The 16519-nt window shown below is 72.3% G+C and carries 13 protein-coding genes and 2 pseudogenes; 5 read left to right on the forward strand and 10 right to left on the reverse strand.

The features are described from left to right. The first annotated feature begins 16 nt into the window (after positions 1–16). Positions 17–847 (forward strand): alpha/beta fold hydrolase, encoded by an 831-nt coding sequence (locus tag ACFV9J_RS12240; RefSeq protein ID WP_385353176.1) that lies wholly within the window; start codon positions 17–19, stop codon positions 845–847. Positions 848–890: 43 nt separating this feature from the next. Here ACFV9J_RS12240 and ACFV9J_RS12245 read toward each other — a convergent pair whose 3' ends face one another. Continuing rightward, entirely contained in the window at positions 891–1505 is a 615-nt protein-coding gene (locus tag ACFV9J_RS12245; protein WP_385353178.1) for a CGNR zinc finger domain-containing protein, read from the reverse strand. A gap of 50 nt (positions 1506–1555) precedes the next feature. On the opposite strand from ACFV9J_RS12245, the gene ACFV9J_RS12250 reads away from it, so the two are divergent. Next, positions 1556–2485: a ketopantoate reductase family protein gene (locus ACFV9J_RS12250; RefSeq protein ID WP_385353180.1), complete on the forward strand. Its 930-nt coding sequence runs from the start codon at positions 1556–1558 to the stop codon at positions 2483–2485. Positions 2486–2498: 13 nt separating this feature from the next. On the opposite strand, the gene ACFV9J_RS12255 is transcribed toward ACFV9J_RS12250, so the two are convergent. After that, a complete protein-coding gene (locus ACFV9J_RS12255; protein ID WP_385353182.1) occupies positions 2499–3368 on the reverse strand; it encodes an alpha/beta fold hydrolase in 870 nt (289 codons plus the stop codon). Positions 3369–3507: 139 nt separating this feature from the next. Between ACFV9J_RS12255 and ACFV9J_RS12260 the strand changes: the two genes are divergently transcribed. Continuing rightward, positions 3508–4017 (forward strand): CGNR zinc finger domain-containing protein, encoded by a 510-nt coding sequence (locus ACFV9J_RS12260; protein ID WP_385353184.1) that lies wholly within the window; start codon positions 3508–3510, stop codon positions 4015–4017. 18 nt (positions 4018–4035) lie between these two features. On the opposite strand, the gene ACFV9J_RS12265 is transcribed toward ACFV9J_RS12260, so the two are convergent. From ACFV9J_RS12265 to ACFV9J_RS12300, 8 genes and pseudogenes are all read right to left on the reverse strand, one after another. Beyond that, positions 4036–4854 (reverse strand): siderophore-interacting protein, encoded by an 819-nt coding sequence (locus ACFV9J_RS12265; protein ID WP_385353186.1) that lies wholly within the window; start codon positions 4852–4854, stop codon positions 4036–4038. Between the two features lie 15 nt (positions 4855–4869). Then, on the reverse strand, positions 4870–7158 hold the full coding sequence (locus ACFV9J_RS12270) for a glycoside hydrolase family 3 N-terminal domain-containing protein (protein ID WP_385353188.1): 2289 nt from the start codon (positions 7156–7158) through the stop codon (positions 4870–4872). Then, complete coding sequence (locus tag ACFV9J_RS12275) at positions 7155–9089, reverse strand: cellulase family glycosylhydrolase (protein WP_385353190.1); 1935 nt, start codon at positions 9087–9089, stop codon at positions 7155–7157. The genes ACFV9J_RS12270 and ACFV9J_RS12275 overlap by 4 nt, the downstream gene beginning before the upstream one ends. A 68-nt stretch (positions 9090–9157) precedes the next feature. Continuing rightward, complete coding sequence (locus ACFV9J_RS12280; RefSeq protein WP_385353192.1) at positions 9158–10201, reverse strand: LacI family DNA-binding transcriptional regulator; 1044 nt, start codon at positions 10199–10201, stop codon at positions 9158–9160. After that, entirely contained in the window at positions 10198–11025 is an 828-nt protein-coding gene (locus ACFV9J_RS12285) for a carbohydrate ABC transporter permease (RefSeq protein ID WP_361001839.1), read from the reverse strand. The genes ACFV9J_RS12280 and ACFV9J_RS12285 overlap by 4 nt, the downstream gene beginning before the upstream one ends. A 14-nt stretch (positions 11026–11039) precedes the next feature. Further along, positions 11040–11980 (reverse strand): annotated as a pseudogene (locus ACFV9J_RS12290) (carbohydrate ABC transporter permease). Positions 11981–12093: 113 nt separating this feature from the next. After that, positions 12094–12990: pseudogene (locus ACFV9J_RS12295) on the reverse strand (extracellular solute-binding protein); the annotation flags it as partial. Between the two features lie 507 nt (positions 12991–13497). Then, positions 13498–14397, reverse strand: coding sequence for an NAD-dependent protein deacetylase (locus ACFV9J_RS12300; protein WP_385353195.1), 900 nt, complete (start codon positions 14395–14397; stop codon positions 13498–13500). A 214-nt stretch (positions 14398–14611) separates the two neighbouring features. Here ACFV9J_RS12300 and ACFV9J_RS12305 point away from each other — a divergent pair, with 214 nt between their 5' ends. Both ACFV9J_RS12305 and ACFV9J_RS12310 read left to right on the forward strand, forming a co-directional pair. Beyond that, positions 14612–15466, forward strand: a complete 855-nt coding sequence (locus ACFV9J_RS12305) for a PP2C family protein-serine/threonine phosphatase (protein WP_385353197.1) — start codon at positions 14612–14614, stop codon at positions 15464–15466. A gap of 50 nt (positions 15467–15516) precedes the next feature. Next, complete coding sequence (locus tag ACFV9J_RS12310) at positions 15517–16506, forward strand: MASE1 domain-containing protein (protein WP_385353199.1); 990 nt, start codon at positions 15517–15519, stop codon at positions 16504–16506. Positions 16507–16519: the final 13 nt, after the last annotated feature.

Genomic DNA, 16519 nt, shown 5'->3' on the forward strand with positions numbered 1-16519 from the left:
TGCGGAAGGGTCAGCCATGGGTACGGTCGCCACCTCCGACGGCACGAGCATTTTCTACAAGGACTGGGGTCCGCGCGACGGGCAGCCGATCGTGTTCCATCATGGTTGGCCCCTGAGCGGCGACGACTGGGACAACCAGATGTTGTTCTTCCTCTCCCACGGCTACCGCGTGATCGCCCACGACCGGCGCGGTCACGGACGGTCCGGCCAGCCGTCGACCGGCCACGACATGGACACCTACGCCGCCGACGTCGCGGCCCTGGCCGAGGCGCTCGACCTGCGGGACGCCGTGCACATCGGGCACTCGACCGGCGGCGGCGAGGTCGCGCGCTACGTGGCGCGAGCCGAGCGGGGCCGCGTCGCGAAGGCCGTACTCCTCAGCTCCGTGCCTCCGGTGATGGTCAAGTCCGACTCCAACCCGGGGGGCACGCCGATCGAGGTCTTCGACGGGTTCCGTGCCGCTCTCGCCGCCAATCGCGCGCAGTTCTACATCGAGGTGCCCTCCGGTCCCTTCTACGGCTTCAACCGGGAAGGCGCGAAGGTGTCCCAGGGCCTCATCGACAACTGGTGGCGGCAGGGAATGAGAGGCGCGGCCAACGCGCACTACGAGTGCATCAAGGCGTTCTCGGAGACCGACTTCACCGAGGACCTCAGGCAGATCGACGTACCGCTCCTCGCCGCGCACGGCACGGACGACCAGGTCGTGCCCTACGCCGACGCGGGGCCACTGTCCGCCGAACTCGCGCCGAACGGCACCCTCAAGTCGTACGAGGGGTTCCCGCACGGTATGCACTCGACGCACCCGGAGGTCGTCAACCCCGACCTGCTGGCCTTCGTGAAGTCGTAGCAGCGGGTGCCCCGCCCGGCGGCGTGGGACCCTCGGGCGCCCCTCAGAGCGCCGATTCCCGCAGCCGGCGCCCGGCCGCCTTGGCCTGGTTGCCGCAGCGTCGCATGGAGCACCACTTGCGCGGTCGGCCGCCACCGGAGTCGAGGCAGAGCATCCGGCACGCCTCCGAGGCACAGGCGGTCAGCCGGGACCGGCGTGCCTCGTCGGTCATGAGATCGATCAGGTCCCGTGCGACCAGCGACAGCAGGGCCTCCTTGCTCAGTGTCCGGCGCCCCTCCGTCACCCACGCGCCTTCGGCCGACAACTTCAGTTGGGGAGCCGGAGGTTCGGTCCGCGCGAGACGATTGACCAGGTCCACCGACTCTTGCCGTGGCCGGTGTGCGTCGAGGGCACCGGAAGCGATGTCGTGGGCGGCCGCGCGCAGTGCGTGCAGCGACCGCAGGACGTCCTGAGGGTCGTAGTCGTCCTCCAGTGCCAACCCCACGCCGCGGCACCAGGCTTCGAGGCGTTCGGCGTCGCCCATCCGCTCGACGGGGGCCCCGGGCCTGCGGCCCACGGTGGCCACCAGGTTCAGGCACAGTGTTCCGGCGTCGAAGCGAAGCGCCCGCAGTCGGGCGGTGACCCTGGTGCGGGGCGGCTCGTGCTGCTCGGCGTCCATGGTTCTATAGTAACCGTTCAGGTGGTTACTAAGGGAGCGGGGGCGGAGCCATGCGTATCGCGGTGATCGGGGCGGGCGGCGTCGGAGGCTACTTCGGGGCGCGGTTGGCCGCCGCGGGGAACGAGGTCACCTTCGTGGCCCGCGGCGGGCACCTGGAGGCCATGCGCCGGTCCGGACTGGTCGTCCACAGCCCCCTTGGGGAGCTGCGCACCTCGCCCGGCTCCGTCGTGGCGAGCGTCTCGGAGCTGGGCCCCACCGATCTGGTCCTGGTCGCCGTGAAGCTGTGGGACACCGAGGCCGTGGCCGAGGAGCTGCGGACCTCGGCGGCGCACGGGGCGCCGGTGCTGTCCCTGCAGAACGGCGTCCACAAGGACGAGATCCTGCGCGGCCGACTGACGGACGAACAGGTCCTGGGCGGGGTCTGCTTCATCTCCGCGTTCATCGAGGAACCCGGGGTGGTCCGGCACAACAGCGCCTTGCAGAAGGTCGTGCTCGGCCCGTACCGGTCCGCCTCCGCGGCGACCGGCCGGGCCGTGCTGGCCACGTTCCGTGACGCCGGGATCGACGCGGAGGGCAGCGACGACATCGAGCGGGCGATCTGGGAGAAGTTCGTGTTCCTGGTGGGCCTGTCGGCCACCACGGCGACCGTCCGGCAGCCCGTAGGAGTCGTCCGCGCCAACGAGCGGAGCAGGCGCCTCCTGTACGACGTCATGGCCGAGACGGTGGCCGTGGCGCGGGCGTCCGGGGTGCGGCTGGACAGCGACTTCGCCGAGGACCGGCTCGCTTTCTGCGACACCCTTCCCGCGGCCATGACCTCCTCCATGCACAACGACCTGGAGAAGGGCAACCGCCTCGAACTGCCCTGGCTCAGCGGGGGAGTGGTGGACCTCGCCGACCGGCTGGACGTGCCCGTACCGCGCAACCGGACGGTGGCCGACATCCTCGCGCCGTACGTCCTCGGCCGGCCGACCGGGTCGTGACCGGCGCGGAGGTCTACTTCCCGACCCGGGCGAGGAAGTCCCGCATGTGACCGGTGATCTCCTCCAGGTGGGTCTCCAGGGCGAAGTGCCCGGTGTCGAGGAGGTGGATCTCGGCGTCGGGCAGGTCGCGCCGGAAGGCGTGGGCGCCGTCGGGGCCGAAGATCTCGTCGTTCGCTCCCCACACGGCCAGCAGCGGCACCCGGCTGTCGCGGAAGTACTGCTGGAGCCGGGGGTAGAGGCCGACGTTGGTCGGATAGTCGCGGAACAGCGTGAGCTGGACGGCGTCGTTGCCGGGCCGGCCCAGCAGGGCCAGGTCCAGGGACCAGGTGTCGGGGCTGACCAGGCTCTGGTCGCGGACCCCGTTCAGGTACTGCCAGCGGATCATCCCGGGGCTCAGCGCCGCCCGGGCGGGAGCCTCGGTCTCGGGGGTCGGGTCGTCGGTGTAGGCGAACAACCCGTCCCAGAAGTCCTTGACGAAGCCGTCGGTGTAGCCGTTGCCGTTCTGCGTGACGATCGCGGTGATGCGGTGCGGGGTCCGGGTGGCGATCCGCCACGCCACCGGGGCCCCGTAGTCCTGCACGTACACCGCGAAGCGCTCCACCCCGAGCTGGTCCAGCAGGCCGACGGTCACGTCCGTGAGGGAGTCGAAGCTGTAGTCGAACGCGTCGGCCGAGGGCATGGCCGAGTACCCGAAGCCGATCATGTCGGGTGCGATCACGTGGTAGGTGTCCGCGAGCTTCGGGATCAGGCGGCGGAACATGTGGCTGCTGGTCGGGAAGCCGTGCAGCAGCACGACGGCCGGTGCCCGCGGGTCACCGGCCTCCCGGTAGAAGACGTCCAGGCCGTCGACGGTGGCGGTCCTGTGGTGCACGGCGACGCCCATGGCAAACCCCTTTGGTCTCTTTTAGTGGTTAGGTAGAGTTCAGCACTCCGGGCTTAACCTGTCAAGTGCATTTAAGGGGTTAGGTCAAGGTTGTTGTTGTAACCTGCCAATGTCGACGAAACAGTTAGGGGTGAGAGCGGTGACCGACAGGGCCGCGGAGGACGTCCTCCTGGAGCTGCTCAACACGACACCCCTCGTGCGGGGCTCGGTGAGCGACGCTCTGGGGACGCCCGCCGAAGGCCGCGCGTGGGCGCGTGGCCGTGGGGGCACCGGGTCGGACGACGAGGTCGCCCTGCTGGTCGCCGTGCGCGACGCTCTCCAGGACGTCGTCCGGGGGCGGCGGGACCCCGCCTGTCTGGGCGGGTTCCTCCAGGGCGTCAGCAGGCTGCCGGTCATCGAGGACGGCGGGCTGCGATGGGTGCTTCAGGTCCCCGACGCGCACCGCATGGCCGTCGAGCTGGTGCTGACCTGGGCGCACGTCGAGGAGGCCAGGCCAGGACGGCTCAAGCCGTGCGGCAACCCGGAGTGCCGGCGCTTCCTGCTGGACCGGAGCAAGCCCAACAGCGCCCGCTGGTGCTCCATGGCCGAGTGCGGGAACCGGATGAAGGCCCGGCGGCACTACCAGCGCGCCAAGGGACCCCAGGCGTAGGGGGAGTGGACCCGGGCGTCAGGCCGCCGCCATCGCCTCGTGCTTCCAGAAGCCCGAGAAGGTGATGCGCTCCTTCGGCAGTCCCAGCCGGTGCAGGTGCCTGCGTCCCTCGGTGGCCAGAGTCGACTCGCCGACGACGAAGGCGTAACCCGACGCGTCGGCGCGGGTCAGCCGGCGCAGCTCACGGAGCGCGGCGGCCCCGGGGACCGAGGCGCCGTCCCGTCGCACGACCCAGGAGACCGCCACCCCGGCCGGGGCGTTCAGCTCGCGGCGGTCGGCGTCGGTGGGGATCTCCTGGATGAGCCGTCCCACGGTGCCCTCGGGGAGCGAACGCATGATGCTCGCCGTGGCCGGCAGCCCGGTCTCGTCGGCCACCACGGTGACCTCGGAGGCGTCGTGCGGGCAGTCGAAGAGGATGCCCTGGTCGAGCAGGGCGAGCGCGTCCCCGGCCCGGGCGCCGCAGGCCCAGATCGCGGCCCTGCCCTCGATCTCGCCGGTGGGGCCGCGGTGGACGACGAAGTCGATGTCCAGCTCGGCCGCGGTGCGACGGTAGTCGGCCACCGAGTAGTTGGCGCAGTGCGGCCGCTCGTTTTCCGGGATGGCGAGGTACGGCTGCCACCACTGCGAGCCCGTGAACTCCGGCAGACGCAGGTCCCGTTGGTGGGGGAGCTGGAGGAACAGACGGAACCAGTGGTCGTACCCCAGCCACGGAAAGCCGCCGAGCCCCGGCCCGGTGACCGTGACGCGCTGCATGGACGGGGAGACCCGCCGGGTCCGCACGACGCGGGCGCGGAACATCTCCGGATGCTGGGGCGTGAGCCGCCGAACCTTCGCCATGAAGGCAAGGCTAGCCTAAGTTGTCTTCGATTCCGAGTCCGTGATCTCCAGCCGCGCGCCCCGGGTCCGGTCGGACGCCGGGCCCGTCTCCAGCTCGACCGACCCCGGCTCCACGACCGGGCGGAGGTCGCGCCCCACCGAGGCCAGGGTGTCCGGGCCCACCTCGAAGACCGCGTCGGCCTCCGCACCGGGCGCGAGGCTCAGGCGGACGAAGCCCCGCAGCTCGCGCACGCGCGGCCAGGAGGAACCCCCGGACAGGCGACGCACGTAGAGCTGGACCGTCTCCTCGGCGGTCCGGGACCCCGTGTTGCGGACCGTGACCCGGCAGGTCAGTCGCGGTGCGCGGGTGCCGACCCGGTCGTGCGACAGGCGCGGTGCCCCGTACGCGACGCTCGTGTACGACAGACCGTGCCCGAAGGCATGCAGCGGCCGGGCACTCTGGTCGACGTACCCGCGGTAGCGGTGGTCCTTCCCGTTGTAGTAGACGGGCAGTTGGGCGGCCGAGCGGGGCACGGAGACCGGCAGCCGTCCGCGGGGTTCCGCGTCGCCGAACAGCACCTCGGCCACCGCACGCCCGCCCCGCGGCCCGGGATACCAGGCGCTCAGCACCGCCGCCGCGGGTGCGTCCAGCTCGGGCAGGGCGTGCGGCCGGCCCTGGACCAGCACCGCCACGACCGGGGTCCCGGTCGCCGACACCGCCGCCAGCAGGGCCCGTTGCCCGGGCGGCAGTGCCAGGTCCGCCAGGTCCACCCCCTCGCCGCACGTCATGCCGGACGCCGTCCCGGAACCGGTGACGGCCGCCCCGTTCGCGTCGAAGACCGTGTCCGGGGAGCGGGCACTGGAGCCCCCCAGCACCAGCACGGCCACGTCGGAACCTGCCGCCAGCGCGACGGCCGCCGGGACGTCCGACACGTCGTCACCCACCAGGCCGCACCCTGGGCCGTGCACCACCTCGGTGCCCGGCCCGACCGCCGCGCGGATGCCCGCCAGCACGGTGATCCCGCCACCGGGCCGCTGCGGCGCCGTGTAGTCGCCGGTCTGCTGCGCCACGGAGTCGGCGCCCGGACCGAGCACGGCGATCCGCCGCACCGCACGGGACAGCGGGAGGACGCCGCCCTCATGGGCGAGCAGCGTGACCGACGCACGGGCCACCCGCTCGCCCAGCTCGGCGGGGTCCGGCAGATCCACCGCCTCGGAGCGGGCCGGAGCCGGCGGCTGTTCGAACAGGCCGAGACGGAACTTCAGCGTGAGGACCCGCGCCACCGAGGCGTCCAGCACCGACTCCGGCACCAGACCCCGCCGCACCGCCTCGCCCAGGTGGGCGAAGGAGTCGTCCCACAGACTCAGGTCACACCCGGCGTTCAGGGCCAGCGCCCCGGCCCGCACCGGGTCGCCGGTCAGCCGCACCAGGCGGTCCACCGCGGTGCCGTCCGCCATGACGACGCCCTCGAAGCCCCACTCCGCACGGAGCAGGTCGGTCAGCAGGTACCGGTTCGCGACGCAGGGCAGGCCGTCGAACTCGTTGTAGGCGGCCATCACCCCGGCCGCACCGGCGGCCACCCCGGCCCGGGCCGCCGCCAGGTGCACCTCGTGCAGTTCGCGCGCCCCCAGCTCGGTCGCCGCGCTGTTGCGGCCGCCGACCGTGGCGCCCTGCCCGGCGAAGTGCTTGAGGACCACCGCCACCCCCGCCCGCCGCGCACCCTCGACCAGCGCCTCGGTCATCCGCGCGGCGAGGTACGGGTCCTCCGTGAAGCACTCCTCGCTGCGCCCCCAGCGCGGGTCGCGCACCAGATCGAGCGCGGAGACCAGCGCGATGTGCGCGCCGCGCGCCCGCAGTTCGGCGGCCGCCCCCGCCACCGCGTCGGCGTACAGGTCCGGATCCCAGGTGGCGCCGACCGCGAGGTTCACCGGCAGCACCGTCCCGTCCAGCGCCTGGTGGCCGTGCGGCATCTCCTCGACCAGCAGGACGGGGATGCCCAGCCGGGTGTGGTCCACGACGTACCGCTGCACGGCCGCCGCCGTCCGCGCCCCGTCCCGTGCGTCGAGGCCGTCCGCGAAGCCGACGCCGGACCAGGCGTCGGCCCGCTGCAACCCGTACAGCGCGCCCATGCCGTCGAAGGCGGCGACCTCGGCGCGGAAGGCGTCGGTGAGGCGGTGCCCCTCCCCGGCGCGCTCGTAGGCGTCCCAGCCGTACATGCGCTGGTTGACCTGGCCGATCTTCTCCGCGAGGGTCATGCGGCCCAGCAGGTCACGGACGCGGTCCGGCACCGGCGCGGCCGGGTCGCGGTAGCGCGGGAGGGTCATCGCAGCTCCAGCACGGCCACGCCGTACGCGTCGAGCGCCACGTCCTCCACCGGCACGCCGTCCGTCAGGCCGTGCAGCTTCCCCTCGGCGGCCGGACGGACCACCAGCGGGTCGGGACTCTGACTGACCAGCCACACGAAACGGCGGCCGTCGGCGTGCACCAGGACGTCCGCCGACACGTGCGGGTCGGTCACCGTGACGGGCCGCCGCACCCCCGCCACCTGCGCCAGCGCGCCGTAGAGACGCTGCGTGACATCGGGGTTGACGCGCGCCGTGCGGGCCGCCATGTGCTCCAGCGGATAGGTGGACAGCACCGTCTGGCCCGCCCCCGTCTCGTGGACGACCAGGGCCGGCCGCCCGTGGGCGTCCACCGCGACGACCCGGCCCGCCCGCGGTACGACGGGCAGGTAGGCGCGGCTGTCCTCGTTCCCGGCCACCGGGAAACGCAGCACCTCGCCGGCCCGCAGGTCGCCGAAGTCCTCGGTGAACGTCATCTCCAGCACGTCGTCCTCGATCGGCTCGGCGACGCCGTAGGACAACTGCAGCTCCACGCCGAAGAGCCCGTCGAGGTCGTCGAACCAGGGACCGCGGGTGGCCGGGTGCTCACCGGAGCAGAAGGACAGGTACATGGTGGCGCCCTCGGCGGCCCGGCGGGCCAGCTCCCTGCGGGTGCGGGTGGTGAGCTGCCGGGTGGCGGGCAGCAGGTAGAGCGACGCCTCGCCCGGCATCCCGTCGGCCTCGCGGGTCAGCGCCACCGGCAGGTCGGCCGCGCGCGCGGTGACGTAACCCTGGTGCAGGGACGTGAAGATGAGCGGCCGGTCGGCGGGACGGCTGTAGGGGTAGCCCCGTTCGAGGAAGGCGGGGACGACGAGGGCGGCGTCCGCGTCGGTCCGGGAGCAGCGCGGGAAGTCCACCGCCTTCAGCACCCCCGCGAAGGCGGCCAGTTCCCGCAGGGGCTCCTTGGGTGCCCCGGTGGAGTCGGTGATGCCGAAGTGCATCTCGAAGGGGTGGTGGTCGTAGGGGGACCGGTCCCACAGGTCGTCGTAGTCGGTGTTGTTCCAGGCGAGCCAGCCGGTGGCCCCGCCCAGCAGCGAGTTGTGCAGCGTCTGCCGGTAGAAGACCCCCGCGTTGGCGGCCGAGACCGTGTCGGTGGACAGCCCGAACTCCTCCAGCACGACCGGCTGTCCGGTCACCGAGGCCAGCTCGCACTCGAAGGCGGCCCGGTAGTGCTGCCGCGGCCGGTCGGTGTCCGAGCGGTACACGTGCGGGCCCACGAAGTCGACGTACTCGGCCGTCTCCCGCAGCGAGAAGCCGTTGTCGCGGCCGGTGACCTCGATGCCCCACGCCCCGTCGCCCAGCGACACCGGCTGCGTCGCGCCGGTCGCCCGGACCGCGTTGCACATGGCCTGGGCCCACGCGGTCACCACGTCGGTGGAGGGCGGGTCGACCTGGTAGATCCGCCCGTACCCGGGCATCTCGTTGGTGATCAGCCAGCCCGTGACCGCCGGATGGTCCTTGAAGCGGCGCGCCATGCGGGAGACGAACCACGCCTGCCGGCCCACCATCCACACGTCCTCGTAGAGGTCGCGGTTGCCGCGCCAGACGGGGTCCCAGTTCTCCCCTGACATGTGGCCGACGATGAAGGTCGGTATGGTCCCCATCCCCGTCTCCGCATGGGCGTCGAGGAAGTCCTCGAACCGCGCGCAGAGTTCCTCGTCGATCCGGTCGGGCTCCGGGTGGAAGTCCGGCCAGTAGAAGAAGGACCGGGTCGTGTTGAGGCCGTGGCCGGCGAGCACGCGCAGTTCCTCGCGCACGGTCCTCGGGTCGTAGTTCCGCCACATCAGCGGGCCGCCGGTGCGGGACCAGAAGTTGGCGCCGAGCCAGGGCAGGACGTCGGGCTGGTGGGTGAGCTGGGCGCTGTGGCGTCGCATGGTCCTTCTCGGGTGGTGGGGGTGCGGATGGTGCGCGGCCGCGGCGACGTGCCGCGGCCGGGTGGTTCTCAGGTGGGGGCGGGCCCCGTGGACTCGCGTACGACCAGACGGGGGCGCTCGGCGAGGGCGGTGTCCTCGACCTCCTCGCCGCACAGGGCGAGCAGCATGCGCGCGGCCGCCGCGCCCACCCGCTGCACCTGCTGGTCGACCGTGGTCAGCCGGGGATGGAGCCAGGAACCGAGCGGCAGGTTGTCATAGCCGACGACGGACACGTCCCTGGGAACGGCCAGTGCGGCGCGCTGCGCGGTGCCGATGCCGCAGACCGCCATCGAGTCGTTGGCGTACACGATCGCGGTGGGCCGGTCGGCGGAGTCGAGGAGCGCCTCGGTGGCACCGACGGCCCGCCGCTCGCTGAAGTCGGTGGGCAGCACCGCGAACGGGCGCAGGCCCGCCTCGCGCAGGGCGCCCTCGAAGGCCGCCCGGCGCACACGCGTGTGCTGGAGCTCGGGCGGCCCGCTGACGTAGGCGACCCGCCGGTGACCGAGGCCCAGCAGGTGCGCGACGGCCTCGGCGATCCCAGCACCCTGGTCGCGCAGTCCGACCCGCGGGACGACGGCCGTGTCGTCGGGCGAGCCGAGCAGCACCGCGGGGAGTTCCAGGCGGGCGAGCAGTGCGGGACGGGCGTCGTCGTCGCGGGCGTCGGTGAGCACGGCGCCGTCCACCCGGCCCTCGGCCGCGAGCCGCTCGTACAGCGCGTTCTCCTCCCGGTGACCGCTGACCAGGTGCAGCAGCAGACCGTAGCCGCGCGGCGCCAACTCGCCCTCTATGCCGGTGATCAGCTCGCTGAAGTGCGGGTCGGAGCCCAGCACGTCCGTGGGGCGCCGGACCACCAGGGCCAGACTGCGGGTACGGGCGTTGCGCAGCGCCGCGGCGGAGGCACTGGGCGACCAGCCCAGCTCCAGCGCGGCGTCCAGGATCCGGCGGCGGGTCGCCTCGGAGAGCCGGCCCTTGTTGTTGAAGGCCTGGGACACGGCGGCCGTCGACACCCCGGCCGCCGCCGCGACCGCCTTGATGGTGGGCCGGCGTCCCGACCGCTCGATGGAGACGCTCACATCTTCACCGCCCCGCTGACCAGGGCCTGCTGCATGCGCTTCTGCAGCAGGGTGTAGACGAGCCACACCGGCACCAGGGTCAGCACCGTGCCCGCCGTCAGCACGCCGTAGTCCGTGCCGGTGATCGACTTCAGCGTGGGCAGCGCCACCTGGACGGTGCGCTGCGCCGGGTCGGGGCCGATGATGACCAGCGAGTACAGGTACTCGTTCCAGAAGGTCAGGAAGTTCAGCAGCAGCACCGTGGCGATGCCCGGCAGGCACATCGGCGTGTACACGTGCCGCAGCACCGCGAAGGTGGACGCCCCGTCCAGCCGGGCGGCCTCCTCCATCTCCGGCGGGATGGTGCGCATGAACTGCACCAGGATCACCACCGACAGCGGCAGCGCCGTCGCGGGCAGGAACAGCACCATGAAGATCCGGGTGTGGAACAGTCCCGTGGCCGCCGCGAGCAGGAAGGTGGGGAAGAGCGCCGCGAACGTCGGGATCAGGAAGCCCAGCGAGAAGACCTTCTCGACCACGCCCGCCAGCCGCCCGGTCGAACGCGCCAGCGCGAACGCGGCCGGGATCGCCAGCAGCAGGGTCAGCGCCAGCGAGAAGACCGTCACCAGCGCCGAGTTGACGACCGCGAGCCCGAGGTCGGCGCTCTCGAACGCGGTCCGGAAGTTGCCGAGCCCCAGGGAGGACGGCGGCGCGAAGGGGTGCGCGAAGATCTCGTCGTTCGACTTGAACGCCGAGGCGAGGAAGTAGTACAGCGGGACGACGAGCAGCACCGCGTACGTCCACACCAGGATGTGGGCCGGGAGCCAGCGCTTGCCGAGCTTCATCAGTGCTGCTCCGATCAGTAGTTCTGGCGGAAGACGCGGCGGATCGTCAGCAGCCCGACGAGTCCGGCGAGGAAGAGGAGGACGCCGACGGTCTGGCTGTAGCCGAGGTCGGCGGCGATGAACGCCTTCTGGTAGACGAGGAACGACAGCGTGGTGGACGACGTGCCGGGGCCGCCCTGCGTGAGCAGCAGCACGTGCTGCGCGGAGCCGAACAGCGTCCACAGGAACTGCAGCATCGTCACCACGCCCACGTAGTCGCGGATGACGGGGAAGTGGACCGACCACATCGTCCGCCAGTGCCCCGCCCCGTCCAGTTGCGCGGCCTCACCCAGCTCGTCCGGCACACTGCCCAGCCGGGCGGCGAACAGTACGGCGGTGAAGCCGATGCCCGCCCAGATGTCCAGGGCGATCAGACACGCCAGGGCCGTCGACGGCGAGGCCAGCCAGGCGTCGGCGAGGGAGCCGAGGCCGACGCTCTCCAGCCCGCCGTTGAGCAGACCGTCCGGGGAGAGGGCCGCGTAGAACACCATTGCCTTCGCGGGCGTCGAGATCAGCCCCGGGATGAAGAGCAGGTACCGGATGACCCGGTGACCGGGCGGGCGCTGGGCCACGTAGTACCCCAGCATGAACGCGCAGACGATCATCACCGGGACGGCTACGGCCAGTTGCACGGCGGTGTTGCGGACCGCGTCCCAGAACACCGGGTCGTCCAGCACCGTCCGGACGTTGTCGAGACCGGCGAAGGACACCGGCTGGAGCATGCCGGGCCAGTGCAGGGCCGCGATCACGAAGATCGCGAGCAGCGGCCCGACCATGAAGACCAGGTACCAGACCAGCGCGGGCACCGCGAGGACGGTGCCGCCCTGCCGGCGCCGGCCCGCGGCCGGGGCGGGGGAGGCGGCGGGACGGACCTGCGGGCCGCGCTCCCGTCCGGCGTCGTCGTGAGCGTCGTCATGCGGTGACTCCCGGGGAACGGGTGGAACGGGGGAGGGGGAGGGAGAAAGGGAGAGGGAGGGCGAGGGGGGGCGAGGGAGAACCGGGCGGCGGATCCGTCGGTGTCCGGGCGGGTCATGCGGACCGGTACGCGGACTCGAGGGCGGCGCGCACGCGGGCCGGACTGGTGCCCCGGGTGAAGGAGGTGCTGGTCGCGGTGATCAGCGGCTGCGCGGCGGCGGGCGGCACGTACACGTCGGGCAGCAGGACCTGGCTCACCTCGGAGCCCAGCCGCTGGGCCGCCCCGACCAGCGGGAAGCCGGTGGAGACGGCGTCCGTGCGCAGCGCCATGTCCCGGCCGCTCTCCGTCACGAACCGCGCCACGACGTCCGGGCGGTACATGAACCGCAGGAACTTCTCGACCTGCTCGATCTTGCGGACGCCGTTGGGGCTGATCCAGAAGCCGATGAGGGTGTAGGCGCGGATGACGGTGGGACCGTCGTGCGCCGCCCCGTCGGCCAGCGGCCAGCCGCCGACCTCCGTGTGCCGGGCCACCTTCTCGGGCACCTTGGCCAGGGCGGAGGACATCGCCGACTGGACGGCCGCCTCCTCGGTGTTGAACTGCGTGGTCATCGAGTCGGAGGTGAGACCCTGGGCCTTGTCCGCGAACACACCGGCGTCGCGCAGGTGCGTGAAGTACTCGATGCCCAGGCGTGCGCCGCGAACGCCGAAGTCACCCGTGGAGTAGACGTGCCGGGCCTCGTCCTGGGACAGGAACGTCTGGATGATCTGCGCCAGCAGCTTCTGGCCGGTCCAGTCGTTGCCGCCCACGGTCACCGGGGCGATGCCCTTGGCGCGGAGCTTGCGGGCCGCGGCGATCAGCTGGTCCCCCGTGGTGGGGATCGCGTCGACCCCGGCCCGGTCGAGCAGGGCGCGGTTGTAGGCGACGGGCCAGTTGGTGGCGAAGTAGGGAAAGGCCCGGACCCGGCCCTCGTCGTCCGTCCAGTCGGCCAGTGCGGCGGGCAGGACGCGTCACGTCACGACGAAATCCCAGGGGGTGGAGCGGCTGCTCGTTGATGAGGTCGGCTTAGCTCGATCGTGTGATCGTGTGCTTGCCCGCTTGCGGTGTCAGGGGCCGACTGGGCTAACGTGATCAGCACGATCTGGGACGCCGGGTAGGGCGCCAGTTGCGGGGCCCCCGCTCCACCGGAGTGATGGTTCGGGGCCTCCCCGCAACCTCTGGTCATACCCAACTGGCCAGGTCGTGAGGGAACCGACCTCCCGAGATCGGACCACGGACAGGATCCGTGCCGCCGCCTCGGGGCTGAGTACGCCGGGGACCAGTGCGCCCAAGACCGTTCGGGGTGCGCGGCTGGGAGGACTCAACCCTGCTCAGTCTTGAGGAACGGTGGTCTCCAACCAAGCGGTTTGGTTGGTCGATGCACCCAGTAAGGTGCGAGGACCCTATGAGTGAAGGGTCCAGGGGCAAGGGCGGACCAAGTGAAGGTTCCGGCCACCCAGAGGGCGCGGGCGGCCTGGTCAGGCGGTCGCCGCGTCCTCGACCCGGACGCCTAGCCGGTCCGCCACCCTCGTCAGGGTCGGCCCCAGGTCGAGCTCGACCCGGGTGACGGCCAGCCGGTCGCCGCGGGTGGCGTCGCGGTTGACGATCAGGACCGGCTTGCCCGCCTCGGCCGCCTGGCGGACGAAGCGGAGCCCGGACATCACCGTCAGCGAGGAGCCGAGGACCAGCAGCGAGGACGCTGCGCGCACCAGCTCGCGGCAGTGTTCGACGCGGCGCGGCGGTACGTTCTCGCCGAAGAACACCACGTCCGGCTTGAGGATGCCGCCGCACACCGTGCACGGCACCACCCGGAAGTCCCCGACCTGCTCGTCGGTGAGGTCGGCGTCGCCGTCCGGGTTGATTCCGGCGGCCACCGGCGAAAAGCCGACGTTGGCCTCCTCCAGGCGTCGGGCGAGTTCACGGCGCGGGCTGAAGACACCGCACGACAGGCAGACGACCCGGTCCAGGCTGCCGTGCAGTTCCACGACGCCCTCGCTGCCCGCGGACTGGTGCAGACCGTCGACGTTCTGGGTGATCACGCCGGTGAGCAGGCCGTGCCGCCCGAACGCCGCCACCGAACGGTGTCCCGCGTTGGGCCGGGCGCGGCCGAAGGTGCGCCAGCCGAGGTGACTGCGCGCCCAGTACCGGCGGCGGGCCTCGGGGTGGGCGGTGAAGTCCTGGTAGGTCATCGGCGTGTGCCGGCTCAGGCTGCCGCCCTCGCCCCGGTAGTCGGGGATGCCCGACTCCGTGGAGATGCCCGCCCCGCTGAGCACCAGCACCCCGCCGGCCCGCAGCGCGTCGGCGACGGGCGCCAGGTCCGTGGTGCCCGGCGGCAGGTCCGCTCCCGGGGTCCAGCTCAGAGTGGGGCGCATGCGCATGCGGCAAGGGTACGGAACGCGCCGCCGTCCCCGGCGTGGCGGGGCGCACACCGACGCCGCCCGCTTCGGGAGTGCCGCCGCCACCGGCCCGCCACCGCCCCGCCACCGCCCCCGGACGTTCCCGGCATGACCTTTTCCGTCCCGGGTGACAGACTTGCACTGTCCAGGGGGCCGTGAGGCTCCTGCCGGGAGGCGGCCTGGCCGGGAGTGGTCGATGTTCCGCAAGCGTCCCGCACCTGACGGTGAAGAGCTGCTCGCCCGGCTGGCCTCACTGACCACACAGGCGAAGGAGCTGGCCGAGCTGCGGCGGTCGCAGGTGGAGCTGGCGATCGCCCTGCAGCGCGACATGCTCCCCGCGGACCTGCCCGCCGTCCCCGGCATCCACCTGGCCGCGTGCTACTCGCCCGCGTACGCCGGGCTCAACGTGGGCGGCGACTGGTACGACGCCTTCAGCCTCCCCGACGGCCGCATCGGACTCTCCGTCGGTGACGTCCAGGGCCACGCCATCGACGCGGCCGCCTTCATGGGCCAGGTCCGGGTCGGCCTGCGGGCGCTGGCCTCCGTGACCAGCGAGCCCGGCGACCTGCTGGCCTGCACGAACGAACTGGTCCTGTCCCTCAACAAGGACCTGTTCGCCACCTGCACCTTCATGCGCTACGACCCGGCGACCGGCCTCCTGGAGAGCGCCCGGGCCGGCCACATCCCCTGCGTGCGTGCCACGGCGGACGGCAGGGCGGAGGTCTGCCGGGACGAGGGCGGACCCCCGCTGGGCGTCCTGGAGGGCACCGAGTACCCGGTGACCCGCTACCGGCTTGCCACCGGCGGAGTGTTCGTCCTGGTCACGGACGGCGTGGTGGAGGGTCCCTCGCTGAGCGTCGACGAGGGCCTGGAACGGGTGGTGCGACTGGCGAGCCTCGCCGCCGTCGTCGGCATGGAGGCGAACGCGCTGGCGGCCGCCGTGCTGAAGAACGCCGAGCTGATCGGTCACGAGGACGACGCGGCCGTACTCGTCGTCGGCCATGACGGGCGCGGCGCTACGCGTGGGGTTACCCGTGGCGTTACGCCGTAGGGCGTCACGGAGCGCCCCTCGCCTCGCCGACCCGGCGGCACCGGTGTCTGATGACTGCTGTGGTGGGTATCCGTGCGTGGCCTCGACCGGTCGTCCTCACCTGCGCGACGCTGCTGCTCGCCGGCTGCTACTACGCGGCGGGGCGGCTGGGGCTGTCGCAGCAGCTGACCGCGGACGGTTCGACCGTCACGCCCATCTGGCCGCCCACCGGCCTCGCGGTGGCCTGCCTGCTCCTGTTCGGTCCGTGGTGCGTGCCGGGCATCGCCCTCGGCGCGCTGCTGGTCATCGCCTCCCTGGGAGTCCCTGGGCCCGAGACCGCGGGCATCGTGGCGGGCAACACCGCCGCCCCCGTCTGCGCCTGGCTGATGCTGCGCGCGGTGGGGTTCCGGGTGAGCCTGAGCCGGCTGCGCGACGGACTGGCCCTCGTCTTCCTGGGGGCGCTGATCGCGATGCTGATCAGTTCGGGCACGGGCATCGGCATGCTCCTGCTGTCGGGCAAACTCCCCACCGAGCACCTCGGGCTCGTCTGGCTGGCCTGGTGGGTCGGTGATGCCATGGGCGTCGTCCTCGTCACCCCGCTGCTGCTCCTGCTGTACCGCGCCCGCCTGCCGCCCCCGTCCGCGCGCTGGACCGAGGCCGCCGGGCTCACCGTGGTCGTGTGCGTCCTGGTGCCGCTGATCATGTACAGCTCGGTCAGCGTGCTGTTCCTCGCCTACCCGATCCTGATCTGGTCGGTGCTGCGCTTCCAGCTGGCGGGCGGCATCCCGTGCGCCCTGTTCGTGTCGGTGACGGCCACCGTCGTGGCCCGGCAGGAGGCCGGCTCCTTCGGGAAGCTGACCGACATCGAGACGATGATGAAGCTCCAGGCGTTCAACGGGACCCTGGGACTGACCGCTCTCCTGCTCTCCGCGGTGATCAGCGAACAGCTCAACACCAGACGGTCGGTGGAGCGCGCCTGCCACGAGCTGGTCGAGGCGCTGCAGCACCTGAACGCCGGCGGCTCCGCGACTCCGGGTCCACCCGGAGGAGACGGCCGGTGAGCGCGGTTCCGGG

The sequence above is a fragment of the Streptomyces sp. NPDC059906 genome (genome assembly GCF_042730645.1).
In the GTDB taxonomy this organism is placed as follows: domain Bacteria; phylum Actinomycetota; class Actinomycetes; order Streptomycetales; family Streptomycetaceae; genus Streptomyces; species Streptomyces rubrogriseus.